This is a genomic window from Leisingera daeponensis (assembly GCF_019801465.1).
In the GTDB taxonomy this organism is placed as follows: domain Bacteria; phylum Pseudomonadota; class Alphaproteobacteria; order Rhodobacterales; family Rhodobacteraceae; genus Leisingera; species Leisingera daeponensis_A.
The window spans coordinates 933,974-958,181 of sequence record NZ_JAHVJA010000001.1 but is presented as its reverse complement, the minus strand read 5'-3'; the positions used below and the strand labels follow the sequence as shown (position 1 = coordinate 958,181).

Sequence of the window (24,208 nt, the reverse complement as noted above, 5' to 3'; positions counted from 1 at the left end):
GCGGCGGAGACGATGTTCTCGGAGGCGATCAGCTCGATCTCATCGCGCTGGCGGCCCAGCTCGGCCGTGATCGCGCCGAACAGTTCAGGATCGCGCTCAGACAGCGCTTGGGTGAAAAAGCCGGGGTCACGGGTCGCTTCAGTCATGGTGGCTCCGTTGGAGTTGGGGATCAGAATTGAGGGATTTCCTATCGGAAACTTCCTTGCGCAGGAAGCCTGTAAAGCGACATATCCCTGCGACAGAACGGCAACTATGGCCATCGGCGGAAAGCTGTGATTGTTTCGGAACCACATGGCTAATACCGGAAACAGATTTCATGAGTTTGAGAATCGCCTTTCTGGCCAGCGAGGTCGACGTCGCACAGGATGCGCTGAACGAGCTGTGCCGCCGCTACGGCCATGTGCCGCCTGAGCAGGCGCAGGTGATTGTCGCCCTTGGCGGCGACGGATTTATGCTGCGGACCCTTCATACCATGGTCGATCACCCGGCGCCGGTCTACGGCATGAACCGCGGCACCGTCGGCTTCCTGATGAACGAATACCGCGAGGACGGTCTGATCGAACGGCTCGAGGAAGCGGTGCAGGAGATTATCAACCCGCTGTCAATGACGGCGATGGACCGCCGCGGCGAGGTGCACAAGGCGCTGGCGATCAACGAGGTTTCGCTGCTGCGGGCAGGCCCGCAGGCGGCGCGTCTCAGGGTTTCGGTGGATGGAAGGGTGCGGATGGAGGAGCTGGTCTGCGACGGCGCCCTGGTTTCAACGCCCGCGGGGTCCACCGCCTACAACTACTCGGCTCACGGTCCGATCCTGCCGATCGGCGCCGACGTGCTGGCGCTCACCGCAATTGCCGCCTTCCGGCCGCGGCGCTGGCGGGGCGCGCTGCTGCCCAGCAACGCGATGGTGCGGTTTGACGTTCTGGAAGCGGACAAGCGCCCGGTTATGGCGGATGCGGATTCGATTTCTGTGGCCGACATCGACTGGGTGGAGATCCGCGCCGACACGCAGATCCGTCATAAAATTCTCTTCGATCCCGGCCACGGATTGGAGGAAAGACTGATCTCAGAGCAGTTTACCTGAAGCTTTAACGTTTGGTTCACGAGACTGTGAACTTTGCGGTAACCATTCCATGTGATGCTTTATCCACAGGCAGATGCTGGTGGCGTTTGCCTGCGGCTGCAAGGCCGGGAGCCGTGCCGGCGGATTTTGTTGTTTTCCTGTTCCGAGTGCCCCGCCGGCCAGGTCCGGTCCACCCGCGCCCGCGTATTCGGGCGAGCGGGGCGGCTTTGGTAGTGAGTGAAACGGGTCAGGAAAAGACTCCGGGGACGGGACATCCTGCCCCCGGAGGCACTGAAACCGAAAGTCCCGGAGGCATGGCGGTATTGATCCAAGCCCGCCTGCTGAACCCAGTCCTCAGCCCCCCTGGCTTCCTCCCCAACGATGCAGGCCGGGCAATCCGGTGCAGCGGACATCCGCCGCGGAGACCTGCGGCGCCAGCCGCTGCCGGGGCACCGTCTGTTATACGCCTGCAGCCATCTTCTCCCAAAGCGGCAGGCACATCCGGCCGGCGCGGGACTCGATCGCGGCGCAGGCGTCCACTGCCAGGTCTTCGCGCCAGCGGCGGGCGGCGAGTTGCACATTGACGGGTTGCGCACCTTTCGGCAGCTGTGCCAGCCGGGCCGGGACCGAAGCCGCAGGAAGCCCCAGGAAATTCATCGCATAGGAATAGACGGCGCAGCCCAGCACCTCATGCACGCCTTCCGCGCCTTCGGTGTCGCGGTCCGGTTTGAAGAAGGGCTGCGGCAGGAAGGGCGACAGCACCAGCGGGTAGTTTTCCATGAACAGCGACCACTGGCGCGCGTAATGGGTGCGCTTGGCCATCATCTGCAGCAGCTCATCGCCGGCAAAGGGCGGAAACTCCTGGAAGTAGACCGCGAAGATATCGCGCACAGCCTGCGAGCCGGCCGCATCCACATCCGCCTTCATCAGCGCATAGATCTCGCCCATCAGCGCCCGGTAGCCTGTGCGCCCGGCCTCGAACGCATTCGGCGGCTCCGCCTCTTCGACGGCATAGCCGGCATCCGCCAGCGCATCCCGGGCGAAGTCCAGCGCGGCCTCGACCTCCGGGTGCAGCTCATAGCCGTGAGTGTTTTTGGTAAAGGCGACCTTGATGGGGCGGTCCAGCGCCTCGCCGCGCCAGGGCATCGGCACGTGAAAGGGATCGCGCGGATCGGCGGCAATCAGGGAGGGCATCGACAGGTGCAGGTCCTCCGCGGTGCGGGTGATCAGCCCCTGTACCGACATCAGTTGCGCCAGCAGACCGCGTTCCGCCGTTTGGCTGGGGTTCCAGGCCGGCACCCGGCCCAGCCCCGGCTTCACGGTGACCGCGCCATTGGCCGCGGCGGGAAAGCGCAAGCTGCCGCCGATGTCATTGCCGTGTGCCAGCGCGCCGATCCCGGCCATCACCGCAGCCCCCGCGCCGCCGGAGGAACCGCCCGGAGAGATATGCCGCCCCCAGGGGTTATGGGTGCGCCCGTGCAGCGGGTTGTCGGTGTCTGCGCGGAAGGAGAACTCCGGCGTGTTGGTGCGGCCGATCACCACCGCGCCGGCCTTTTGCAGGTTCTCAACGACGGGTGCATCGGCCGGGGCAATCAGGTCCTTCAGCGCTGTCACCCCGTTGGAGGTGGCGTGGCCCTTCTGATCGATGTTGATCTTGATGGTGACCGGCACACCGTGCAGCGGGCCGGGCTCCGCGCCGCCGCTGCGCGCCTTGTCCAGCGCGCGGGCGCGGTCGAGCGCCTCGCTGCTGAGGTCCTCTACCACTGCGTTCAGGCCCGGGTTCACCGCGTTCATCCGGTCGATGGAAGCCTGGGCTGCAGCCTCTGCGCTCAGATCCCCGGCGCGGGTCAGTGCGGTCAGTTCGGTGGCGCTCAGTTGCCATATCTGTGGTTGTGTCATGCTCAGGCCTCCCTGGCCGCAGCCTAGGCCGGCAGGGCGGAGTTGCAAGCGAAACCGGACGGAAAACAGGCTCCGCCGGCTGGCGGAGCCTTCAAAAACCCTCACAGAGTTTTTGACCGTCTCCCGTGCCGGGAAACGAGGGAGGTTACCTGGCGTAGCCTATCGTCTGCAGTGCTGCCGTGATCTCGTCCAGGATGGCCGGATCGTCGATGGTGGCAGGCATCTTCCAGGGCGTGCCGTCGGCGATGTTCACCATTGTGGCGCGCAGGATCTTGCCGGAGCGGGTCTTGGGCAGACGGTCGACCACCACCGCCAGCTTGAAGGCCGCGACTGGGCCGATCTTCTCGCGCACCAGTTTGACGACCTCGGCCACCACTTCGCCATGATCGCGGTCCGCGCCGGCGTTGAGGCAGAGGAAACCCACCGGCATCTGGCCCTTGAGGCTGTCCGCGACGCCGATCACCGCGCATTCGGCAACATCCGGATGGCCTGCCAGAACTTCCTCCATGCCGCCGGTCGACAGGCGGTGGCCCGCGACGTTGATCACGTCGTCGGTGCGCGCCATGATGTAGAGGTAGCCGTCCTCGTCCTTCATGCCGGCGTCCCCGGTTTCATAATAGCCGGGGAAGGTGGTCAGGTAGCTTTTCCTGAAACGCTCCTCGGCATTCCACAGCGTCGGCAGGGTGCCCGGCGGCAGCGGCAGTTTCACTGCAATCGCGCCCAGCTCGCCCGCTGCAACCGGGTTGCCGCCCTCGTCGAGGATATCCACCTCGTAGCCCGGCATCGGCACCGCAGGCGATCCGAGCTTGGTCGGCAGTTCCTCGATCCCCAGGGGGTTGGCGGCAATCGACCAGCCGGTTTCGGTCTGCCACCAGTGGTCCACCACCGGCACTTTCAGCTGCTCCTGCGCCCAGGTGATGGTGTCGGGGTCCGCACGCTCACCGGCCAGGTAGACCTGCTTGAGGCCGCTGAGGTCGTATTTTTTGACGCACTCGCCCTTGGGGTCTTCCCGCTTCACCGCGCGGAAGGCGGTGGGGGCGGTGAAGAAGCTCTTGACCTTGTGCTCGGAGATCACCCGCCAGAAGGTGCCCGCATCCGGCGTTCCGACCGGCTTGCCCTCGAACACGATGGTGGTGTTGCCGTGGATCAGCGGCCCGTAGCAGATATAGCTGTGGCCGACGACCCAGCCCACGTCCGAGGCCGCCCAGAACACATCGCCGGGATCGACGTTGTAGATGTTCTTCATCGTCCAGTTCAGCGCCACCAGCTGACCCGCGGTGTGGCGGATCACCCCCTTGGGCTGGCCGGTGGTGCCGGAGGTGTAGAGGATGTAGGAGGGGTGGTTGCCCTCGACCGGCACGCATTCGGCAGGCTCCACGCCGTACTGGAAGCCGTGCCAGTTCACGTCGCGGCCCGGGATCAGCTCCGCCACTTCCTGCTCGCGCTGGAAGATCACGCAGAACTCCGGCTTGTGCGCGGCCAGGTCCATGGCGCCGTCCAGCAGGGGCTTGTAATGCACGATGCGGCCCGGCTCGATGCCGCAGGAGGCGGCGATGATCGCCTTGGGCTTGGCGTCGTCGATACGCACCGCCAGTTCGTTGGAGGCAAAGCCGCCGAACACAACCGAATGCACCGCACCGATCCGGGCGCAGGCCAGCATCGCCTCAAGCGCCTCCGGGATCATCGGCATGTAGATGATGACGCGGTCGCCTTTTTCCACGCCCTTGGCGCGCAGGGCGCCGGCCAGGGTGGCGACCCGGTTGCGCAATTCGACATAGGAGATTTCACGCTTGGTATGGGTGACCGGGCTGTCGTAGATGATCGCGGTCTGCTCGCCGCGCCCTTGTTCGACATGACGGTCGACGGCGTTGTAGCAGGTGTTCACCTTGGCATCGGCAAACCATTCGTAAAGGCCCTCGCCCTTATCAAACAGCGCCTGCTTCGGGGCCTCGTCCCAGCTGATCGCCTGCGCGGCCTCCATCCAGAAGGCTTCCGGATCCTGTTTCCAGGCGGAATAAATATCCTGATATCCCATGGTGTTCATCTCCTCCTGCCATTTGCGTAGGCGAGAAACCGAAGGGCGGGCAAGTTCTGCCGTGTCCACACGCAAGGTTCGTCAAGAAATTTACAAAATCCGACCGGATACGCGGGGAGTATTTACTGAATTTACAAACTCCGGCCGCTTTGCAGACCGGCTGCTTTGCAAACCGCTGTTTGCTGCAGAAAATTCAGGAATAGCCGCTGCGGGATTGCAAACTTGCAAATATGCGGGCAACGCGCCTGCGCCCGGGGGAGGGAATCACCCGGCTGCGGATTTGGCATAGCGGGGCAGGCTGTCCTTCAGTTCCAGCCAGCTGACATGGTCGGAGTGGAAGACGTGGAACCTGGGCGGCATGGCGCTGGGGCTTTCCAGCGTCGCGGTGTAGAGGTGGATGTTCACAGCATCCCGCGCAGTGCGGTAGGCCATCTGGGTGCCGCAGGTGCCGCAGAACAGCCGTTCCACCCCCTCTGACGAGTTGTAGACCCTGGGTTCGGCCCCGGACCATTCCACCGCGTCATGCGGCAGCCCGAAGAAAGCGGTGACAGGCGCCGCGCAATTGCGGCGGCAGTCGGCGCAGTGGCAGTAACAGCTCCAGGCTGCCTCTGCCCGGCTCTCCCAATGCACTGCGCCGCAGTGGCAATGCCCTTTCATGTCCGGCCTCCCTGATAGGGCGGCCGGCAGCAATACCCGGCCGCAGCCTTAACCGTAGTGCGCGACCGGGGTGCCGGCAATGGCGGCCATGTTCAGCAGCCCCCGTGCGGTGATCGAGGGCGACACGATATGGGCGCGGTTCCCCATCCCCATCAGGATCGGCCCCACCTCCAGCCCGCCGGCCCGCATCTTGAGGATGTTGCGCACGCCAGAGGCGGCATCGGCGTGGGCGAAGATCAGCACATTCGCCGGACCGTCCAGCCGGGAATTCGGGAAGATCCGTGCGCGCAGCTCCGGGTCCAGCGCGGTGTCGATGTTCATCTCGCCTTCGTAGGCGAAATCCCGGCGCTTGTCGTCAAGGATCTCCAGCGCGTCCCGCAGGCGCGAGCCGGTATCACATGAGATATTGCCGAATTGCGATTGCGAGCACAGCGCGATCTTCGGCGCCAGGCCGAAGCGGCGCACATGCCGGGCCGCGCCCAGCACGGTTTCGGCGATCTGGGCCGGCGTCGGTTCGATCCGCACATGGGTGTCGGCGATGAACAGCGGGCCGTCCTCCAGGATCATCATCGACAGCGCGCCATGCGGCGAGTAGCTGCCGCCGCCCAGAACCTGATCGACGTAGTTCAGATGCCAGCGGTATTCGCCGAAGGTGCCGCAGATCAGGGAATCCGCCTCGCCGCGGTGCACCATGATGGCGCCGATCGCCGTGGTGTTGGTGCGCATGATCGCCTTGGCCAGGTCCGGCGTGACCCCGCGGCGCTGCATCAGCTTGTGATAGCTGTTCCAGTAGTCGTAGTAGCGCGGGTCGTTTTCCGGGTTCACCAGCTGGAAGTCGCGGCCCGGCCGCACGTCCAGCCCCAGCCGCTCGCAGCGGCGCTCGATCACCTCCGGGCGGCCGATCAGGATCGGGGTTTCGGTGGTTTCTTCCAGGATCGCCTGCGCAGCGCGCAGCACCCGCTCATCCTCGCCCTCGCTGAACACGATGCGGCGGGCGGCCGCGCGGGCGGCCTCGAAAACCGGCTTCATCAGCAGAGCCGATTTGAAGACAGTCTGTTTAAGCTTCTGCTTGTAGGCCTCGATATCCTCGATCGGCCGGGTCGCCACGCCGCTGTCCATTGCCGCCTTGGCCACCGCGGAGGAGACCACCGCCACCAGCCGCGGGTCGAACGGCTTCGGGATCAGGTAGTCAGCCCCGAAGGTCAGCTGCTCGCCCTTGTAGGCTGCTGCCGCCTCGGCCGAGGTGGTGGCGCGGGCCAGCTCGGCGATGCCGTCGACGCAGGCGATCTGCATCTCGTCATTGATTTCCGTTGCGCCCACATCCAGCGCCCCGCGGAAGATGAAGGGGAAGCACAGCACGTTGTTGACCTGGTTGGGGAAATCACTGCGTCCGGTGGCGATGATCGCATCCGGCGCCACCTTGCGCGCGGCCTCCGGCATGATTTCCGGCGTCGGGTTGGCCAGCGCAAAGATGATCGGCCGCACGGTCATCTTGCTGACCAATTCCGGCGACAGCACATTGGGTCCGGACAGGCCCAGGAACATGTCTGCACCGTCCATCACCTCGTCGAGCGTGCGCAGCCCCGAGGCCTGGGCAAAGGCCGCCTTTTGCGGGTTCATGTCCTCCTCGCGGCCTTCATAGACCAGGCCGTGAATGTCGCAGAGCCAGATGTTCTCGCGCTTCACACCCAGCTTCACCAGCATGTTGAGGCAGGCGATGCCCGCCGCGCCGCCGCCGGTGGAAACGATCTTGATGTCCTCGAACGACTTGCCCGCCACATGCAGCGCGTTCTTTGCCGCGGCCCCCACAACAATCGCGGTGCCATGCTGGTCATCGTGGAACACAGGGATGTTCATCCGCTCGCGGCACAGCTTCTCGACCACAAAGCAGTCCGGTGCCTTGATGTCCTCGAGGTTGATGGCGCCGAATGTCGGCTCCAGCGAGCAGACGATGTCAGCCAGCTTCTCCGGGTCGCTTTCATTCACTTCGAGGTCAAAGCAGTCGATGCCCGCGAAGTTCTTGAACAGGACCGCTTTGCCTTCCATCACCGGTTTGGAGGCCAGCGCGCCGATGTTGCCCAGCCCCAGCACCGCCGAGCCGTTCGACACAACCGCCACCAGATTGCCGCGCGAGGTGTAGCGGGCGGCATTGGCCTCATCCGCCTTGATCTCCACGCAGGCCTCCGCCACGCCGGGGGAATAGGCGCGCGCCAGATCGCGCCCGTTGGCCATTGGCTTGGTTGCGCGGATCTCCAGCTTACCGGGGCGGGGAAACTCGTGGTAGTTGAGTGCGGCTTGGCGCGTGCTCTGTGAATCTGACATCTGGCGCTCCTCGGAAACTATATTGTTTAGCGTTAAACCATTTTTTTTGACGGAAACCTAGCCCAAACTGACGCAAAGGAACGCGGCGACCGCCAGGGCGGCGGGTTCTTGCATAATCCCCGGCGCCGCATCCTATTCAGTCCAGCAGGTCAGGAAGTGAATAAATGCGCGTCACAATCGCCGGGCGCGGTCCGCGGGCGGATGGGGCGCCCTGCGAAAATTCGTTTTTTGTGAATGCCTTATTCGCAAGCAGGGGCGTGATTGCCGCAGCTTGCGCCCGGTGCCGTGCTGTTTGTTTCCGCTTCGGGCGGCGGCTCTGCTGCGGTACCGGGCGCTATCTGAACCCCGGAACTAGCCGTATTCTGGCTAAAGATCCTGATGGATTTGCCGAATGACAGCAGTGTCACGCTGCGCAAGCCGCACCGGCTGCGGTGGCGGCGGCTCTGGTGCGGCAGCGGCATGCCGGACACCGCATTCGGCATCAGGATCCGCCGCGGCAAAGATCCTGCCGCATGCCGTGACGGCCGCACAAGCATTCTTTCCTGGAAGTGCCATTCGCAAACCGCCGCAGACAAAACCGGAATGGGGCTTCACCTCCCGCCGCACCAGCCGCTATCCTGCGGCATCTTGACCAAATGATAAAAAACGGGGAATCGCCATGAGCCTCAAAGCCGCTGCTGCCGCCGTCCGCGAAAACGCCCACGCGCCATATTCCAACTTCAAGGTCGGCGCCGCAGTGCGTTCCGCCTCCGGCCAGATCTATGTGGGCTGCAACGTCGAAAACGTTGCTTACCCCGAAGGCACCTGCGCCGAGGCCGGCGCCATCGCTGCCATGGTGGCCGCGGGCGAGAAGGTGCTGGCGGAGGTCTATGTGATTGCCGATTGCCCCACGCCGATCCCGCCCTGCGGCGGCTGCCGCCAGAAACTGAAGGAATTCGGCAAGGGCGATGTGAAGGTCACCATGGCCACCACCGACGGGGATGAGCAGGAAACCACCATTGCGGATCTGCTGCCCGGGGCCTTTGACGCGGACCATATGGAGCGCAGCTGATGGACGCCCGCGCCATCAACGCCAGCCTGCGCCGCGGCGAAACGCCGGGCGAGGAGGCGCTGCGCTGGTTTGCCGAAGGGCTGGCCAGCGGTGCGGTGTCTGACGCGCAGGCCGGGGCCTTTGCCATGGCTGTCTGTCTGCAGGGGCTCAGCGTGGAGGGCCGCCGCGGCCTGACGCTGGCGATGCGCGATACCGGCGATGTGCTGGCCTGGGACCTGGACGGCCCAGTGCTGGACAAGCATTCCACCGGCGGCGTGGGCGATTGCGTCTCGCTGCTGCTGGCCCCGGCGCTGGCCGCCTGCGGTGCCTACGTCCCGATGATCTCCGGCCGGGGGCTGGGCCATACCGGCGGCACACTGGACAAGCTGGAGGCGATCCCGGGTGTTTCCACCAGTGTCAGCGAAGATCGTCTGCGCCGGATGATGCAGGACATGGGCTGCGCCATTGTCGGCGCAACCGCCCAGATCGCACCGGCGGACAAACGGCTCTATGCGATCCGGGACGTGACCGCCACGGTGGAGAGCCTCGACCTGATCACCGCCTCGATCCTGTCCAAGAAGCTGGCCGCGTCCCCGGACGCGCTGGTGCTGGACGTGAAAATCGGCTCCGGCGCCTTCATGAAGACCGCAGGTGAGGCCCGCGCGCTGGCGCAATCGCTGTGCGATACGGCCAATGCCGCAGGCTGCCGCACCTCGGCGCTGATCACCGACATGAACCAGCCGCTGGCGCCCGCCTTGGGCAACGCTCTGGAGGTGGCAGAGGTGATGCGGGTGCTGACCAGCAGCGCCTGCGGCCCGCTGGCGGAGATCACAGCAATATTGGGCGGCGAACTGCTGGCCCATGCCGGGCTGGCCGCGGACGCGGCAGAGGGCGCGGCCAAGATCACCGCGACGCTCTCCGACGGCCGCGCGGCGGACCGGTTTGCCCGGATGACCGCTGCCCTGGGCGGCCCCGCGGACTTTGCCGCGCAATGGCAGGGTCATCTGCCCGGCGCCGAAGTTATCCGCGAGGTCAAGGCCCCCACGGCGGGGCATGTCTCTGCCATGAACGGCGAAGCGCTCGGGCTAGCGGTTGTCAGCCTCGGCGGCGGCCGCATGGTGGAAAGCGACCGCATCCACCCGGGCGTCGGGATCTCGGACATTGTCCGCCTGGGCCAGCAGGTCGGGGCAGGGGAAACGCTTGCCCGGATCCACGCGGCCAGCGATGATGCAGCTGAGAAGGCGGAGGCGGCCTTCCTCGCTGCGGTCGCAATCGGGGAGGCGCCGGCCGCCCTGCCGCCGCTGGTTCACGAAAGGATCTCCTGATGCCCCGTGCCTTCCTTGTGGTGATGGACTCCGTTGGCATCGGCGGCGCGCCGGATGCCGGGACCTTTTTTAACGGCGATCTGCCGGACCTTGGCGCCAACACGCTGGCCCATATCGCGCAGGCCTGTGCCGCCGGTGAGGCGGAAGAGGGCCGCAGCGGTCCGCTGCAGCTGCCGAACATGGAACGGATGGGCCTTGGCGCGGCGATGCGGCTGGCGTCCCCGGTGCCGTTTCCAGGGCTGGACGCTGAACCGCAGGGGCCGTGGGGCTGCGCCCGGGAGCTCAGCCGCGGCAAGGACACGCCGTCGGGCCATTGGGAGCTGGCGGGCCTGCCGGTGCCCTGGGACTGGCATTACTTCCCCGATCAAGCGCCGTCCTTTCCCGAGGATCTCTCCGCTATCGTCGCGGAGCAGGCAGGCACCGATGGCATCCTGGGCAATTGCCACGCCTCCGGCACGGTGATCCTCGACGATCTCGGCGCCGAACACATGCGGACGGGCAAGCCTATCTGCTACACCTCCGCCGACAGCGTTTTCCAGATCGCCGCGCATGAGGAGACCTTTGGCCTCGACCGCCTTCTGAAGCTCTGCGAGGCCATTGCCCCGCGGCTGCACGCGATGAAGGTGGGGCGGGTCATTGCGCGCCCCTTCCTCGGCTCCGCAGAGGAGGGCTTTACCCGCACCACCAACCGCCGCGACTACGCCATCAGCCCGCCGGCTCCGGTGCTGACCAACTGGGTGCAGGAGGCTGGCGGCAAGGTCCACGCGATCGGCAAGATCGGCGATATCTTCTCCATGTCCGGTATCGACACCCTCAAAAAAGGCTCTGACACCAAGCTGATGGAGCATCTTCTTGACGCAGTGGGAACGGCGGAGGACGGCAGCCTGACCTTTGCCAACTTCGTCGAGTTTGACAGCATGTACGGGCATACCCGCGACATCTCCGGCTATGCCCGGGCGCTGGAGTGGTTCGATGCGGAAATCGGCCGCCTGCTGCCGATGCTGCGCCAGGGCGACATGCTGGTGCTGACCGCCGATCATGGCAACGATCCCAGCTGGCCCGGCTCCGACCATACCCGCGAACAGGTGCCGGTTCTGATCGCAGGGCTTGACGCGGGCACCATCGGGCAGGTCAAATTCGCGGATGTGGGCGCCTCCATTGCGGCCCATTTGAATGTCCCGGCCCAAGGTCCGGGCAAGAGTTTTCTTTGACCCGATGGTCAAAACCCGCTTGCCTGCCGCGGCCAAGCCCGTAAAAGCGCTGCAATCAAATCTGAGGAGTGCCCTATGACCGACCACCTGACCGTTGTTGATCACCCGCTTGTGCAGCACAAGCTGACCCTGATGCGGGACAAGGGCACCTCCACCGCGGGGTTCCGCCGCCTGCTGCGCGAGATCACCCAGCTGCTGGCCTATGAAATCACCCGCGAGATGCCGCTGACCACCACCAACATCGAAACCCCGATGGAGGAGATGGACGCGCCGATCCTGGCCGGAAAGAAGCTGGCGCTGGTGTCGATCCTGCGCGCGGGCAACGGCATGCTGGACGGCGTGCTGGAGCTGATCCCCTCCGCCCGCGTCGGCTTTGTCGGCCTCTACCGCGACGAGGAAACCCTGCAGCCGGTGCAGTACTACTTCAAGGCACCCGAGGGGCTGAAGGACCGTCTGGTGATTGCGGTCGACCCGATGCTGGCGACCGGCAACAGCTCGGCTGCAGCGATTGATCTGCTGAAGGAGGCCGGTGCCAACAACATCCGTTTCCTCTGCCTGCTGGCCTCGCCCGAGGGGGTCGCCAAGATGAAGGAATCCCATCCTGACGTGCCGATCGTTACTGCCTCGCTGGACCGCGAGATCAACGCCAAGGGCTATATCCTGCCGGGTCTCGGCGATGCCGGCGACCGGATGTTCGGCACAAAATGACCTTTTCCCGCCGGGGCGGCGCAAATCCGCCTCGGCCGCCCGCCGGTGCCGGAGGGGGTGAATTGATTGCAATTCGCGCAAAAATTGCCGGATTGCAGCCTTATTGTTGCCGCAGAATCTTTACTCACAGGCCCGTTTCAGGCATCCTGTAGCCATATTTTGTGGGGCTCAGGAATGAAAATAACTAGAATTATTGCACTGGCCATCATCGCGGGGGCATCCGGCACAGCAGGGATACAGGCACAAACCCTGCGTGAAACCCGGCCGCCCGCCGAATATCCGCCTGCGTCATACAAGGGCAAGCAGTATGTGGACAGCCGCGGCTGCATCTATATCCGGGCCGGCATCGACGGGAATGTCAGCTGGGTGCCGCGGGTTACCCGTTCCCGCAAGCAGATTTGCGGTTACGCCCCGACACAGGTCGCCGGAGCCACCCGTCAGCCGCAGACCGCTTCCGGGCCGGAACTGATCACCCTCGAGCCCAGCCAGCAGCCTGCGCAGACGGCTGCGGCCGAAACGGCTGCGGCCAGACCTGCCGCGGCACCGGCCCAGCCGGCCGCGGCGAGCGCGCCTCCCGCAGCGGTCACGACCGCCAAGCCGCGCCGCACGGCGAAAACCACCAGCGTTCAGCCCGCCGCGGCCGCAGCGGCGCCTGCAGCGGCCAAACCCGTCGCCAAGCCTGTCGTGAAGGCTGCGCCCGAACCTGCCCCGCAGCCTGTCCCGGCCGCGCAGCCGCAGGCGGGCTGCGCGGGCCTGTCCGATATCAGCCGCCAGTACACCAACTCCTCCGGGGTGCGCTGCGGCCCGCAGGATGAGGGACCGGTGACCTATGGCGGCCAGGGCGGGATCGGGCCGCAGTCTTCGGTCCGGCTCACGCCGAACACCCGGATTGTGCAGACCCACGTCTATCAGGACCGGCGCCTCAGCAACAGTTTCACGGTGCCGGACGGCTACCGTCCGGTCTGGACCGACGGACGGCTGAATCCTCAGCGCGCGGAGCGCACGGTCCGGCCCGCGGTTGTGACCAGCTTCTCCCAGGCCCCCGCAGGGTATCAGGTGGTGGAGCGGGACGACGGCCGGATGAACCCGATGCGCGGGGTGCGCACCCCGGAAGGCGATGCGCAGATGGCGCGGATCTGGACCGATGGTGTGCCGCGCGATCTGGTGCAGCTGCCGCTGGACCGCCCGGCGGTCAGGCTGCCGCGCAACGCGCGTGTGAGCCCGGCTGAGGCGCAGCCCAAGGGCCTGCGTCTGTCCACCCGTTCGGCGCCGGGTGCCGCCGGCCCTGATCAGCTGGCAACCGCCGCCCGTTACGTCCGGGCTGCGACCTATGCCGATCCGGCAGAGGCCAAGGCTGCCGCCCGCAGGCTGGCCTCCTCGGGCCTGACGGTGCGCCTTGGTACGGTCAGCCGCAACGGCCAGCCCTATAAGGTGGTGCTGGCAGGGCCCTACCGGGAGCACGCCCAGGCGGCGGCGGCCCTGAGCAAGGTGCAGCATGCCGGTTTCAGCGGCGCCCGGCTCAGCAAATAGTTTTGGAACCGGAAGGTGGCATGGCGGCCGGGCAATTGCCCGGCCGTTTGCTTTCGCCTAACCGCAGATCTGCCAATTGCCGGGGGGGCTGGCGGCTACTGCCTGCGGCAAGTGAAGACAACGGCCGTCAGCGGCATCCGCAGAGGCGGCGGTCCAAAGCGGGCCCGCAGGGCATCCAGGATGGCGCTGGCCACCTCATCGGGATCAACACCGCCGCGGGCGCGGATTTCCTCGCTGATAGGGTTGCCGTAGACCAGCGCCTCAGCAAATTCTTCCGGGTCGTCTATGGTCTTGTTCAGCGTGACCGTCTCGTGGCTGACCGCTGACCAGTCTCCGCCGTTCAGGTCGGCCTTTACCGCTTCAGGATCTCCATAGTGGAACGGAACCTTGTAGAATCCCGGAGGGTCATCGGGGAAAAACAGCGCCGCTTCGGCGTCTGCGATTTCGGCAAAGGGGTTCTGCGCCAGGGGCGCCCAGACGCTGAAAATATAGTGGCCGCCGGGTTTCAGAACCCGTGCGGCCTCCCGGAATGCAGCGGCCTTGTCGGGAAAGAACATCACACCGAATTGGCAAACGATCAGGTCAAAGCTGCCATCGGCGAAGGGCAATTCCATCGCGTCGGCCGCCCGAACCCTGACGTTGGAGGCGCCGGACAGCTTTGCCTTTGCCAGCTCCAGCATCGGTTCATTCAGATCTGTGACAGTCAGCTTGCACTCGGGCGGCAGCCTGCGCCGAAGCCGTAGCGAGACGATCCCGGTTCCGGCTGCCAGTTCGAGCACGTCTGCCGGCTTGCGGCTGCGGCAGCGCCCGGCAATCTCGTCCGCGTAGCCTGAGAAGATTACGGGCCCCAGGCCGCTGTCATATTTGCTTGGAATATCCCCCGTGAAACTGGCTGCTGTCTCTGGCATGGCTCATCCCCCCTGAACATGCATTCGCGCAGATGCAGCGGATCATAGCAGATCCTGCGTCCTCGCGCGAACGCGGAGCGTTCCGGGGGAGGCGCCGGGCGGCAGGATCAGCTGCAGATATTCTGCAGCTGCACCCAGTCGCGGTCGTTCAGGACCGGTTCCAGCACGCGCCCGGCCATGGGGTCGGCCTCGATCAGCCCCAGCACTGTCTCGCCGGTGATATCCAGCGCATAGGCATAGGGGGTGGAGGGCAGGGCGGCGCGCGCGAACTCCGCCAGCAGCGCTTCGTCGGGCAGCTGAGGCCGCGGGCTGGCCAGGGTTGCTTCGGCATAGGCATCCAGCGCGGCGCGGTCCAGCTCGCCCGTGGTCAGCAGCCTGAACGTGGCGCCAAAACCGCCTGCCTCCAGAAGCTCCAGCATCGGGTCGCTGGCGGCCGCGCGGGCGCGCTCCGCAAGGATGGCCCCGGCAGCGACTGCCGGATCCTCGAAATCCTCCACGAAGGAGCGGTTCAGCAGCACGATGCCGCCGGGCAGATGCAGGCTGCCGGGGATGCCGGAGCGCAGGACCGCCAGCTGCCGGACGCCGGTGCGCTGCGCCAGGCTTTTCAGGATCGGCGCAGCCTCAGGCGTGGCGCAGGCTGGGCCGGACACCCGCTCGATCCGCCCCAGCAGCGCCTGGCCGATGGCCTTGCGCTTGATGTCCGGAACCACGCTGACCGTGTGGCGGGTGATGGCGCCCGGCAGCCACAGCAGCAGCAGCGCCAGCAGCAGTGCCAGGGTGCCCAGCACACTGACGGCCCGCAGCCTGCCCGGCCGCGGGCGGGAGCGGCCGATGGCGTTCTGCACCCGCGCGATGGCCTCCAGCATGGCGGTTTCGTCCTCCGCCAGCTCCAGCGTCTCGCCGGGATCGCCATCGGGGTGGAACAGGGCCGGAAACTCGCCCGGATTGGCGCGCTCCACCGCTGCCAGCGACCAATGCGCCAGCGGCAAGTCGTTCATGCTGGCAATGGTCAGCGTGGCATCGCCCAGCGAGATGATCACATCCCGCCGCTGGGCCTCGGGATCTGCGCGCCACAGGCCCGCAGCCTCCAGCCGCTCGAATTCCTTCAATGCCGTCATGCAGCCTGCCCGGTCCCCATCCGTATCCTTGGCGCCAGAATAGTCACATAAAACAGGGGCGGCAATTTGCTTTGCCGCCCCGGATGCCGTTTCGCCGCAAAATCTTACAGAGACTTGGCGATTTTTCTCAGTTCGAACTTCTGGATCTTGCCGGTGGAGGTCTTGGGCAGCTCCTGGAACACCACTTTCTTGGGGGCCTTGAAGCCTGCCAGCGTTTCGCGGGTGAAGGCGATCAGCGCCGCCGCGTCCTCCTTGGCGCCCGGTTTCAGTTCGACAAAGGCGCAGGGAACCTCGCCCCATTGCTCGTCCGGCATTGCCGCGACGGCTGCCAGCAGCACATCCGGATGCGCCATCAGCACGCCTTCCACCTCGACAGAGGAGATGTTCTCGCCCCCCGAGATGATGATGTCCTTGGCCCGGTCGGCAATCTGGATGTAGCCGTCGGGGTGCTGCACGGCGAGGTCGCCGGAGTTGAAATAGCCGCCCTTGAACGCCTCGGCCGTGGCCTCCGGGTTCTTCAGGTAGCCCTTCATCACCACATTGCCGCGCAGTGCGATCTCACCCTGGCTCTGGCCGTCCATCGGCAGGATGCTGTGCTCGCTGTCGCGCACCACCACAGGCTCCAGCATCGGCATCGCGACGCCCTGGCGGGACTTCTTGGCGGCAATCCCGGCCTTGTCCAGGCCATCCCATTCCTCTGCCTTCCAGTAGCATTCGGTGACATGGCCGAAGGTTTCGGTCAGCCCGTAGACATGGGTGATGTTGAAGCCAAGGTTTTCGATCTTCGACAGCGTCGCCGGGGCAGGCGGGGCACCTGCGGTGAACACCTCGACGGTGTGGTCAAAGGGTTTGCGCTCTTCCTCCGGGGCATTGACCAGCATGTTCAGCACGATCGGTGCTCCGCCGAAATGGGTGACGCCCTCTTCATGGATGGCGTTGTAGATGTTCCGTGCGCTGATATCGCGGCAGCACACCACGGTGCCGCCGACCAGAGGCATCATCCAGGTGTGGTTCCAGCCGTTGCAGTGGAACAGCGGCACGATGGTCAGGTAGACCGGGTGCAGCACCATCCGCCAGGACACCACCGTGCCCATGGTCATCAGGTAGGCGCCGCGGTGGTGATAAACCACGCCCTTGGGCCGCCCGGTGGTGCCGGAGGTATAGTTCAGCGCCAGGCTTTCCCACTCATCCTCTGGCATGATCCACTGGAACGCCGGGTCGCCGCCGGCCAGCAGCGCCTCGTATTCCATGTGTTTGCCGGCGGCGGGCCAGCCGGCCTGATCATCCGCCACCTCGATGAGCACCGGGGCAGGGCCTTCCATCTCCTGAACTGCGGCCTCGGCCAGTTCCAGGAACTGCGTGTCGACCAGCACGGCTTTGGCCTCTCCGTGGCCGAAAATATAAGCCACCGTGCCGACATCCAGCCGGGTGTTGATGGTGTTCAGCACGGCGCCGCAGGCCGGCACGCCGAAATGCGCTTCTGCCTGCGCCGGAATGTTCGGCAGCAGGGTCGCCACCACGTCGCCCGGTTTCACCCCCAGCTTTGCGAGGCCCGACGCCAGCCGGGTGCAGCGCTCGCGGTATTCGGCATAGGTCTTGCGGTGCTTGCCGTAACTTACCGCCAGACGGTCCGGAAACACCTGCGCCGCCCGCTGCAGATGCGACAGCGGCGTCAGCGGCACATAATTTGCGGCGGTCTTCTCCAGACCGGTTTCATCCGCCATCCACCCCATCAGTTTCCTCCCTGAATCACTTTAGGTGTCGCTTAGAGAACAGATATTGCGGAAAGTTGCGGGCAATGGGAAGGGTATGAAACAAACAGCAACCCTCACGACCGCCACCGGCAGCCAGGCCGCCGCCGCACAGTCCATGCTGGCCGCAATGCTGATTATCGGCATTACAGACAACGCCGTGCCGCTGATGGCCGAGCATATCGGGCTTGGCCAGTTCTACCTGCTGCGCACATTTGTCGCGCTTCCGTTCCTGTGGCTGATGGCGCGGGCCGGGCTGGGCGGCCTGGCACCGCGCCGGTTCGGCCCGGTGCTGCTGCGGGCGGTTCTGGTGGCGGTGTCGATGGTGTTCTACTTCTCCGCGGTGGCGCTGATGCCGATTGCCCAGGCGCTGGCGGGGCTGTTCACCTCGCCGATCCTGATCGTGGTGATCTCGGTGCTGTTCCTGAAAATGCGGATCGGCTGGATCCGGATCGCGGCGGTGCTGTGCGGCTTTGCCGGGGTTCTGATGGTGCTGCAGCCGGATCCGGCCGCTTTCAACTGGCTTATCCTGGTGCCGGTGGCGGGCGGGCTGTTCTACGCGCTTGGCTCGCTGGCAACGGGGCTGTACTGCCAGGGCGAAAGCACGGTGGCGATGCTGTTCATCTATCTGCTGGTGCAGGGCCTGCTGGGGGCCATGCTGCTGCTTGGGCTGGAGCTTTGGCCGCAGGCAGTGCCCGCGGGCTCCGACGGCTTTGTCACCCGCGGCTGGGTCTGGCCGCTGTGGGAGATTTCCCACCTGATCCTGCTGCAGGGCTGCGCCGCGGTGGGCGGCGTGTTCCTGATCACCAAGGCCTACCAGCTGGGCGAGGCGTCTTATGTCGCCGTCTTCGAATACTCGGTGATGATCGTCGGGCCGGGGGTCGCCTGGGCCTATTGGGGGCAGGCGCTGAACATCTGGCAGATGCTGGGCATCCTCCTGATCATCGCGGCCGGCGCCACGATTGCGCTGCGGTCAAGGTGACAGCGAAGGGGCGCTGCCCTCTCGGCCCTTCCGGGCCAATTCACCCCGGAGTATTTGCGCAAAGGTGAATGATAGGGCTCCGGGGCCAGTCTCATTCGCCAGGTGTGCCTGCGCTGCCGCCCGGCGCTCCCGGGCATTTCCAACCGCGCATCAATGGCCTAGGGTCGTCTCATGATCCTGTCCCCGGGCCGCCGGTACGTCTTTATCCATATTCCCAAAACCGGCGGCACCGCGCTCGCGCTGGCGCTGGAGGCGCGCGCCATGGCGGATGACATGATGCTGGGTGACACGCCGAAGGCGCTGAAGCGCCGCCGCCGCCTGAAGGATGCCGAAACACGCGGGCGGCTGTGGAAGCACTCCACCCTGGCCGATATCGAAGGGCTGGTGCCAGAGGAGGTCCTGAAGAGCTTTTTTGCCTTCACCCTGGTGCGTAATCCCTGGGACCGGGCGGTCAGCTATTATCACTGGCTGCGGCAACAGAGCTTTGACCATCCGGCCATCCGGCTTTCGCAAGAGCTGGGCTTTTGTGCCTTCGTGCAGCATCCGGAGATCATCAGGGCCTTTCGCGGCAGCCCGTCACGGTCCTACATGCGCCATGCGGACGGGAGCGAGCAGTGCCGGCTCTATATCCGGCTGGAGCATTTTCAAACCGACGCGCAGCCCCTGTTCGATCACCTCGGCTTTTCCCTGCAGTTGCCGGTGGCCAACGAGAGCGGCCGGAAGCGGGACTGGCGGGGCTATTACGACGATGCCGCGGCTGAGGCCGTTGCCAGCGCCTGCGCGCAGGACATCGCGCAATTTGAATACTCTTTTAACGATTCTCTCCTATCCAGGTAACGTGAAGAGCGCTGAGCGTGCCTGTCCGGGGGCTTATCCGGCACCGGTCCGGCAGATTGGCGCGCAAACGTGAACAAAGCCCGGTTTTTGCCTTAGTTCCGGCCCATCAGCGGCGCGGACCAAAAGAAAAGATCGGATCGGCCGAAACGTGCTGCGCCTTGGCCTGAGGAAAGGAAAGCGGATGCTGGACTGGCTTCTGAAACGCACCAACTCCCCGGCTGGCGGGGTCATGAACAGCGGCTTTCCCCTGATCCCCGTGGGTCAGGGCGGTTTCCTGGCAGGCACCCATGTGGCCTCCAACCTGGGCTGGCGCCCGGTGGAGGCGCTGACGCCTGGCGACAAGGTGCTGACCTTTGATCACGGCATGCAGACCGTGGTGGAGCTGCAGCGCGAGGTCATGATCCCGGCGGAGGGCGATCTGGAACCCGCCCGCTGCCCGCTGTTTGTGCCGCGCGATGCGCTGATGAACCGGGTGCCGATGTGGCTGATGCCGGATCAGGGGGTACTCCTGGAAAGCGAACTGGTGGAAGACGCCCAGGGCGATCCCTTTGCCATCGTTCCGGCCTGCGCCCTGGAAGGCTACCGCGGTATTCGCCGGATGCATCCGGGCGCCCAGCTGGAACTGGTGATGCCGCGTTTTGCCGAGGATCAGGTCATCTATCTGGAGGCCGGGATGCTGGGGTATGCGGCGGCACCGGCGAACCTGATGTGCGGCCGGGTGTTCTCCGAGCAGGGCGCCTACCGCGTGCTGGACCCGGATGAGGCCCGCGGCCTGGTACTGTCGATGATGGCCGAGGAAGATTTCTGGCCTGCAGGTGCCGCCACTGGCGTGTCGCAGCCCGAGGCCCGTATGTAAGCTTCGGAAGCCAACTTCCTGATTTGAATGAAAAAAGGCCAGCGTATGTGCGCCGGCCTTTTCTCGTTTCATGCCTGTCTTCAGGCCGCTGCGGATGTCTCCGGAGCGAAGCGCCCGTAAAAGCTCTGGCCCTTTTCTGCCATCTCGCGCAGCAGCGCCGGGCAGGTGAAACGCTCGCCGAACTGCTCCGTCAGGCTGTCGCAGCGTTCCGCGGCATAAGGCGTGCCGAGGATGTCCAGCCAGCTGAGCGGGCCGCCGGACCAGGGCGCAAAGCCCCAGGCGAGGATCGCGCCCACGTCGCCCTCGCGGATGTCCATCAGCACGCCTTCCTCCAGCGCCCGCACCGCTTCCAGCACCTGCGCAAACATCAGCCGTTCCTGCACTTCGATCAGATCGGGCTGTTCGGCCGCCGGCGGGTACTTCTCCTGCAGGCCCTTCCAGTATCCGGCGCGCTTGCCCTTGTCGTCATACTCGAAGAAGCCGGCGTTGGACTTGCGCCCCAGACGGCCCTGTTCCTCCATCCAGAAGATCAGATCGTCCGCCGGGCTTTCCGGATAGGCATCGCCCATCGCCGCCTTGGTGGCGCGGGCAATCTTGGCGCCCAGATCAATCGAGGTCTCATCGGTCAGCTGCACCGGTCCCACCGGGAAGCCCAGCTGGCGTGCGGCGTTGTCGATCAGGACGGGAGAGACGCCCTCGGTGATCATCCGCATGCCTTCGTTGATGTAGGGAATGATGCAGCGGTTGGCGTAGAAGAAGCGCGCGTCGTTGACCACGATCGGTGTCTTGCGGATCTGGCGCACGTAATCCAGCGCCTTGGCCACCGCGCGGTCGCCGGTTGCCTTGCCCTTGATGATCTCCACCAGCAGCATCTTCTCAACCGGGGAGAAGAAGTGGATGCCGATGAACTGCTCCGGACGGCTGGAGGCCTTGGCCAGTTCGGTGATCGGCAGGGTGGAGGTGTTGGAGGCGAAGATGCAGTCCTCGGGGATGATCGCCTCGACCTTTCGGGTCATCTCGGCCTTGACGCCCGGGTCCTCGAACACCGCCTCGATGATCAGGTCGCAGCCCTTCAGCGCGTCCAGATCCGGGGTCGCGGTGATCTGTGCCAGCAGCGCCTCTTTCTTCTCCTTGGTCGCCTTGCCGCGCTTGATGCCCTTGTCCATATAGGCAGCGGAATAGGCCTTGCCCTTGTCGGCGGCCTCCTGATCGCGGTCGATCAGCACCACCTCCATGCCGGCCTGGGCCGAGACCAGCGCGATGCCCGCGCCCATCATGCCGGCACCCAGCACGCCGATTTTCTTCACCGACTGGTCCGGCACGTTCTTGGGCCGCACTGCGCCTTTTTCCAGCGCCTGCTTGTTCAGGAACAGGCTGCGGATCATGGCAGAGGAAGAGGGGTTCATCAGCACGTTGGTGAACCAGCGCGCCTCGATCTTCAGTGCAGTGTCGAAATCGACCAGCGCGCCCTCATAGATCGACGAGAGCAGCGCCTTGGCCGCCGGGAAGGCACCTTGGGTCTTTCCGTGCACCATGGCGGAGGCGCCGACAAAGGTCATGAAGCCCGCGGGGTGATAGGGCGCGCCGCCGGGCATCTTGTAGCCCTTGGCATCCCAAGGCTTCACCAGATCGGCGGGTTTGGCGTTCAGAACCCATTCCTTTGCCGCGGCCAGCGGATCCTCGGCCACGGCGTCGATCAGCTGTGCGCCCTTGGCCTTCTTGGGGTCCATCATCTTGCCTTCCAGCAGGACAGGGGCCGCCGCCATCGCGCCCACCATGCGGGAATACCGCGTGGTGCCGCCGCCGCCGGGGAAGATGCCAATCATGATTTCCGGCAGGCCGATTTTCGCCTTCGGGTTCGACGTCATCACCCGGTGGTGGCAGGCGAGCGCAATTTCCGTGCCGATGCCCGCGCAGGTGCCGTTGATGGCGCAGGCCACCGGCTTGCCGCCCTTCTTGGTCTTGGGGTCCATGCCCGCCAGCTCCAGCTTGCGCAGGATGCGGTGGCCGCCCATGGTGAAGTCGAACAAGCCCTGGGCCGGGTTGTCGCCGGACTCCTCGCGAATGGTGGCCAGCACGTTCAGGTCCATGCCACCGGCAAAGTCCTTCTTGCCGGAGGTGATGACGATGCCCTTGACGGCGTCATCTGCCAGCGCCCGGTCCACGTATTCCTCCACCAGGCCAAAGGCTTCGCGGGTGAGCACGTTCATGCTCTTGCCCTCGGCGTCCCAGGTGATGATTGCGACGCCGTCCGCGTCCACGTTGTATTTGAAATCGCTCATGTATCTTCTCCAGTCTGGTCAGCCGTCAGCGGGCTGCCGTCCTTACGGGTGAAGGTGAACTGCCCTTCGGCAAATTTCACCATCATGTCCAAATCGCTGTAATAGCCGGTCTCGGTCGGGGTGCGGGTGCCCACCACCAGAAAGGCGGCAGGCCGGTCCGAGCGGTTCACCAGATGGTGGCCGTTCTCGTCCCCCGCCGGGAAGGCGGCGCAGTCGCCGGGCATCATCTCGTGCGCGCCCTGATTGTCGATCAGGGTGCAGGTGCCCTCGGTCACCATCACGAACTCGTCCTGCTCCATGTGGTAGTGGCGCAGGGACGACATCGCGCCCGGTTCCAGCCGCACGAGGTTGACGCCGAACTGGCTGAGCCCGCCCGGATCGCCCAGCGGCTGCACGCTGCGCGCGCCCACCTCGGCGGCCAGCTTGCCGGGATAGCCCGAGCCGGTGCGCCATGGCAGTTGGGACAGGTCCAGCTTCGGCATCAGACCCGCTCGATGATGGTGGCTGCACCCATGCCGGATGCAATGCACAGGGTGGCGAGGCCGGTTTCCTTGTCCTGCCGCTCCAGCTCATCCAGCAGGGTGCCGATGATGATCGCACCGGTGGCGCCCAGCGGGTGGCCCATGGCGATGGAGCCGCCGTTGACGTTCACCAGCTCGGGGTCGACGTCAAACGCCTGCTGGAATCGCAGCACGACAGAGGCAAAGGCTTCGTTGACTTCGAACAGGTCGATGTCGCCGATCTGCATGCCGTTGTCGGCCAGGATCTTCTCGGTCACCGGCACCGGGCCGGTCAGCATGATGGTGGGATCGGTGCCGATCTTGGCGGTCGCCTTGATGCGCGCCCGCGGCTTCAGGCCGTGCTTTTCGCCGAACTCCTTGTTGCCGATCAGCAGCGCCGCAGCGCCGTCCACGATGCCAGAGGAGTTGCCCGCGTGGTGGATGTGGTTGATCCGCTCAAGGTGCGGGTATTTCAGCATCGCGACCTTATCAAAGCCCGGCATCTGCTCGCCCATCATCTGGAACGCAGGTGTCAGCGAGCCCAGCGCCTGCATATCCGTGCCTGGGCGCATGTACTCGTCATGGCTCAGGATCGGCAGGCCGTTTTGGTCACGAACGGTAATCACCGACTTCTCAAACCGCTTCTCTTCCCAGGCCTTGGCGGCGCGGCGCTGGCTCTCCATCGCCAGCGCATCCGCCTGGTCGCGGGTAAAGCCGTATTCGGTGGCGATGATATCGGCGGAGATGCCCTGCGGCACGAAATAGGTTTCCATTGCGAGGGAGGGATCTACGGCAATCGCAGCCCCGTCGCTGCCCATGGCCACCCGGCCCATCATCTCGACGCCGCCCGCGATATAGGCATCGCCCGCGCCGCCCTTCACCTGGTTTGCCGCCAGGTTCACGGCTTCCATGCCGGAGGCGCAGAAGCGGTTGATCGCCAGGCCCGGAATGCGCTCATCGAGGTCGGATGCCAGCACGGCAGAGCGCGCCAGGCAGCCGCCCTGTTCCATCACCTGGGTCACGTTGCCCCAGATCACGTCCTCGACGGCGTGTCCCTCCAGGTTGTTGCGCTCCTTGATTGCGTTCAGCGTCAGGGCGGACAGGCGGACCGAGGTCACCTCATGCAGGGAGCCGTCCTTGCGTCCTTTGCCGCGCGGGGTGCGCAGCGCGTCATAGATGTATGCGTCTGTCATCTTGCTC

The 24,208-nt window shown here is 65.3% G+C and carries 19 protein-coding genes and 1 pseudogene; 9 read left to right on the top strand and 11 right to left on the bottom strand.

Annotated features, from left to right (window positions below):
- A pseudogene (gene glyA, locus KUV26_RS04680) lies at nt 1-146 on the bottom strand (serine hydroxymethyltransferase); the annotation flags it as partial.
- 170 nt (nt 147-316) lie between these two features.
- Here glyA and KUV26_RS04675 point away from each other — a divergent pair.
- The gene (locus KUV26_RS04675) at nt 317-1,078 is read left to right on the top strand and encodes an NAD kinase (RefSeq protein WP_222507485.1); all 762 of its coding nucleotides are present in this window, start codon (nt 317-319) and stop codon (nt 1,076-1,078) included.
- A 438-nt stretch (nt 1,079-1,516) separates the two neighbouring features.
- Here the strand turns inward: KUV26_RS04675 and KUV26_RS04670 are convergent, their stop codons facing one another.
- The 4 genes from KUV26_RS04670 to KUV26_RS04655 form a co-directional block, all read right to left on the bottom strand.
- On the bottom strand, nt 1,517-2,956 hold the full coding sequence (locus tag KUV26_RS04670) for an amidase family protein (protein ID WP_222507484.1): 1,440 nt from the start codon (nt 2,954-2,956) through the stop codon (nt 1,517-1,519).
- A gap of 145 nt (nt 2,957-3,101) precedes the next feature.
- On the bottom strand, nt 3,102-4,991 hold the full coding sequence (gene prpE / locus KUV26_RS04665; protein WP_222507483.1) for a propionate-CoA ligase PrpE: 1,890 nt from the start codon (nt 4,989-4,991) through the stop codon (nt 3,102-3,104).
- Between the two features lie 264 nt (nt 4,992-5,255).
- On the bottom strand, nt 5,256-5,648 hold the full coding sequence (locus tag KUV26_RS04660) for a GFA family protein (RefSeq protein WP_222507482.1): 393 nt from the start codon (nt 5,646-5,648) through the stop codon (nt 5,256-5,258).
- Between the two features lie 48 nt (nt 5,649-5,696).
- Entirely contained in the window at nt 5,697-7,970 is a 2,274-nt protein-coding gene (locus KUV26_RS04655; protein WP_222507481.1) for an NADP-dependent malic enzyme, read from the bottom strand.
- A 658-nt stretch (nt 7,971-8,628) separates the two neighbouring features.
- Between KUV26_RS04655 and KUV26_RS04650 the strand changes: the two genes are divergently transcribed.
- The 5 genes from KUV26_RS04650 to KUV26_RS04630 all read left to right on the top strand — a co-directional run bounded on the left by KUV26_RS04650 (nt 8,629) and on the right by KUV26_RS04630 (nt 13,774).
- Nucleotides 8,629-9,021, top strand: coding sequence for a cytidine deaminase (locus KUV26_RS04650; RefSeq protein WP_222502923.1), 393 nt, complete (start codon nt 8,629-8,631; stop codon nt 9,019-9,021).
- Complete coding sequence (locus KUV26_RS04645) at nt 9,021-10,325, top strand: thymidine phosphorylase (RefSeq protein WP_222507480.1); 1,305 nt, start codon at nt 9,021-9,023, stop codon at nt 10,323-10,325. The genes KUV26_RS04650 and KUV26_RS04645 overlap by 1 nt, the downstream gene beginning before the upstream one ends.
- Nucleotides 10,325-11,536 (top strand): phosphopentomutase, encoded by a 1,212-nt coding sequence (locus KUV26_RS04640; protein WP_222507479.1) that lies wholly within the window; start codon nt 10,325-10,327, stop codon nt 11,534-11,536. The genes KUV26_RS04645 and KUV26_RS04640 overlap by 1 nt, the downstream gene beginning before the upstream one ends.
- A 75-nt stretch (nt 11,537-11,611) precedes the next feature.
- On the top strand, nt 11,612-12,244 hold the full coding sequence (gene upp, locus KUV26_RS04635) for a uracil phosphoribosyltransferase (RefSeq protein ID WP_222502926.1): 633 nt from the start codon (nt 11,612-11,614) through the stop codon (nt 12,242-12,244).
- A 174-nt stretch (nt 12,245-12,418) separates the two neighbouring features.
- The gene (locus KUV26_RS04630; protein ID WP_222507478.1) at nt 12,419-13,774 is read left to right on the top strand and encodes an SPOR domain-containing protein; all 1,356 of its coding nucleotides are present in this window, start codon (nt 12,419-12,421) and stop codon (nt 13,772-13,774) included.
- A gap of 95 nt (nt 13,775-13,869) precedes the next feature.
- On the opposite strand, the gene KUV26_RS04625 is transcribed toward KUV26_RS04630, so the two are convergent.
- The 3 genes from KUV26_RS04625 to KUV26_RS04615 form a co-directional block, all read right to left on the bottom strand.
- Nucleotides 13,870-14,682: a class I SAM-dependent methyltransferase gene (locus KUV26_RS04625; protein WP_222507477.1), complete on the bottom strand. Its 813-nt coding sequence runs from the start codon at nt 14,680-14,682 to the stop codon at nt 13,870-13,872.
- Nucleotides 14,683-14,789: 107 nt separating this feature from the next.
- Nucleotides 14,790-15,800: a hypothetical protein gene (locus KUV26_RS04620; protein WP_222502929.1), complete on the bottom strand. Its 1,011-nt coding sequence runs from the start codon at nt 15,798-15,800 to the stop codon at nt 14,790-14,792.
- 104 nt (nt 15,801-15,904) lie between these two features.
- Complete coding sequence (locus KUV26_RS04615) at nt 15,905-17,533, bottom strand: AMP-binding protein (RefSeq protein ID WP_222507476.1); 1,629 nt, start codon at nt 17,531-17,533, stop codon at nt 15,905-15,907.
- A gap of 76 nt (nt 17,534-17,609) precedes the next feature.
- Between KUV26_RS04615 and KUV26_RS04610 the strand changes: the two genes are divergently transcribed.
- From KUV26_RS04610 to KUV26_RS04600, 3 genes are all read left to right on the top strand, one after another.
- The gene (locus KUV26_RS04610; RefSeq protein WP_222502931.1) at nt 17,610-18,533 is read left to right on the top strand and encodes a DMT family transporter; all 924 of its coding nucleotides are present in this window, start codon (nt 17,610-17,612) and stop codon (nt 18,531-18,533) included.
- Between the two features lie 171 nt (nt 18,534-18,704).
- Complete coding sequence (locus KUV26_RS04605; protein ID WP_222507475.1) at nt 18,705-19,370, top strand: sulfotransferase family 2 domain-containing protein; 666 nt, start codon at nt 18,705-18,707, stop codon at nt 19,368-19,370.
- Nucleotides 19,371-19,551: 181 nt separating this feature from the next.
- The gene (locus tag KUV26_RS04600; RefSeq protein ID WP_222507474.1) at nt 19,552-20,226 is read left to right on the top strand and encodes a Hint domain-containing protein; all 675 of its coding nucleotides are present in this window, start codon (nt 19,552-19,554) and stop codon (nt 20,224-20,226) included.
- Nucleotides 20,227-20,306: 80 nt separating this feature from the next.
- Here the strand turns inward: KUV26_RS04600 and KUV26_RS04595 are convergent, their stop codons facing one another.
- From KUV26_RS04595 to KUV26_RS04585, 3 genes are read right to left on the bottom strand one after another with little or no spacing between them, the layout of a single operon-like run.
- Entirely contained in the window at nt 20,307-22,508 is a 2,202-nt protein-coding gene (locus KUV26_RS04595) for a 3-hydroxyacyl-CoA dehydrogenase NAD-binding domain-containing protein (RefSeq protein ID WP_222507473.1), read from the bottom strand.
- Nucleotides 22,505-22,990, bottom strand: coding sequence for a cupin domain-containing protein (locus KUV26_RS04590; protein ID WP_222507472.1), 486 nt, complete (start codon nt 22,988-22,990; stop codon nt 22,505-22,507). The genes KUV26_RS04595 and KUV26_RS04590 overlap by 4 nt, the downstream gene beginning before the upstream one ends.
- A complete protein-coding gene (locus KUV26_RS04585) occupies nt 22,990-24,201 on the bottom strand; it encodes an acetyl-CoA C-acetyltransferase (RefSeq protein WP_222507471.1) in 1,212 nt (403 codons plus the stop codon). Before KUV26_RS04585 ends, KUV26_RS04590 begins: the two co-directional genes overlap by 1 nt.
- Between the last annotated feature and the right edge of the window lie 7 nt (nt 24,202-24,208).

Bases quoted from the DNA above. Each gene is read 5' to 3' on its own strand.
- KUV26_RS04675 (WP_222507485.1), top strand. From the start codon at position 317: ATGAGTTTGAGAATCGCCTTTCTGGCCAGCGAGGTCGACGTCGCACAG.
- KUV26_RS04670 (WP_222507484.1), bottom strand. From the start codon at position 2,956: ATGACACAACCACAGATATGGCAACTGAGCGCCACCGAACTGACCGCA.
- prpE (WP_222507483.1), bottom strand. From the start codon at position 4,991: ATGGGATATCAGGATATTTATTCCGCCTGGAAACAGGATCCGGAAGCC.
- KUV26_RS04660 (WP_222507482.1), bottom strand. From the start codon at position 5,648: ATGAAAGGGCATTGCCACTGCGGCGCAGTGCATTGGGAGAGCCGGGCA.
- KUV26_RS04655 (WP_222507481.1), bottom strand. From the start codon at position 7,970: ATGTCAGATTCACAGAGCACGCGCCAAGCCGCACTCAACTACCACGAG.
- KUV26_RS04650 (WP_222502923.1), top strand. From the start codon at position 8,629: ATGAGCCTCAAAGCCGCTGCTGCCGCCGTCCGCGAAAACGCCCACGCG.
- KUV26_RS04645 (WP_222507480.1), top strand. From the start codon at position 9,021: ATGGACGCCCGCGCCATCAACGCCAGCCTGCGCCGCGGCGAAACGCCG.
- KUV26_RS04640 (WP_222507479.1), top strand. From the start codon at position 10,325: ATGCCCCGTGCCTTCCTTGTGGTGATGGACTCCGTTGGCATCGGCGGC.
- upp (WP_222502926.1), top strand. From the start codon at position 11,612: ATGACCGACCACCTGACCGTTGTTGATCACCCGCTTGTGCAGCACAAG.
- KUV26_RS04630 (WP_222507478.1), top strand. From the start codon at position 12,419: ATGAAAATAACTAGAATTATTGCACTGGCCATCATCGCGGGGGCATCC.
- KUV26_RS04625 (WP_222507477.1), bottom strand. From the start codon at position 14,682: ATGCCAGAGACAGCAGCCAGTTTCACGGGGGATATTCCAAGCAAATAT.
- KUV26_RS04620 (WP_222502929.1), bottom strand. From the start codon at position 15,800: ATGACGGCATTGAAGGAATTCGAGCGGCTGGAGGCTGCGGGCCTGTGG.
- KUV26_RS04615 (WP_222507476.1), bottom strand. From the start codon at position 17,533: ATGGGGTGGATGGCGGATGAAACCGGTCTGGAGAAGACCGCCGCAAAT.
- KUV26_RS04610 (WP_222502931.1), top strand. From the start codon at position 17,610: ATGAAACAAACAGCAACCCTCACGACCGCCACCGGCAGCCAGGCCGCC.
- KUV26_RS04605 (WP_222507475.1), top strand. From the start codon at position 18,705: ATGATCCTGTCCCCGGGCCGCCGGTACGTCTTTATCCATATTCCCAAA.
- KUV26_RS04600 (WP_222507474.1), top strand. From the start codon at position 19,552: ATGCTGGACTGGCTTCTGAAACGCACCAACTCCCCGGCTGGCGGGGTC.
- KUV26_RS04595 (WP_222507473.1), bottom strand. From the start codon at position 22,508: ATGAGCGATTTCAAATACAACGTGGACGCGGACGGCGTCGCAATCATC.
- KUV26_RS04590 (WP_222507472.1), bottom strand. From the start codon at position 22,990: ATGCCGAAGCTGGACCTGTCCCAACTGCCATGGCGCACCGGCTCGGGC.
- KUV26_RS04585 (WP_222507471.1), bottom strand. From the start codon at position 24,201: ATGACAGACGCATACATCTATGACGCGCTGCGCACCCCGCGCGGCAAA.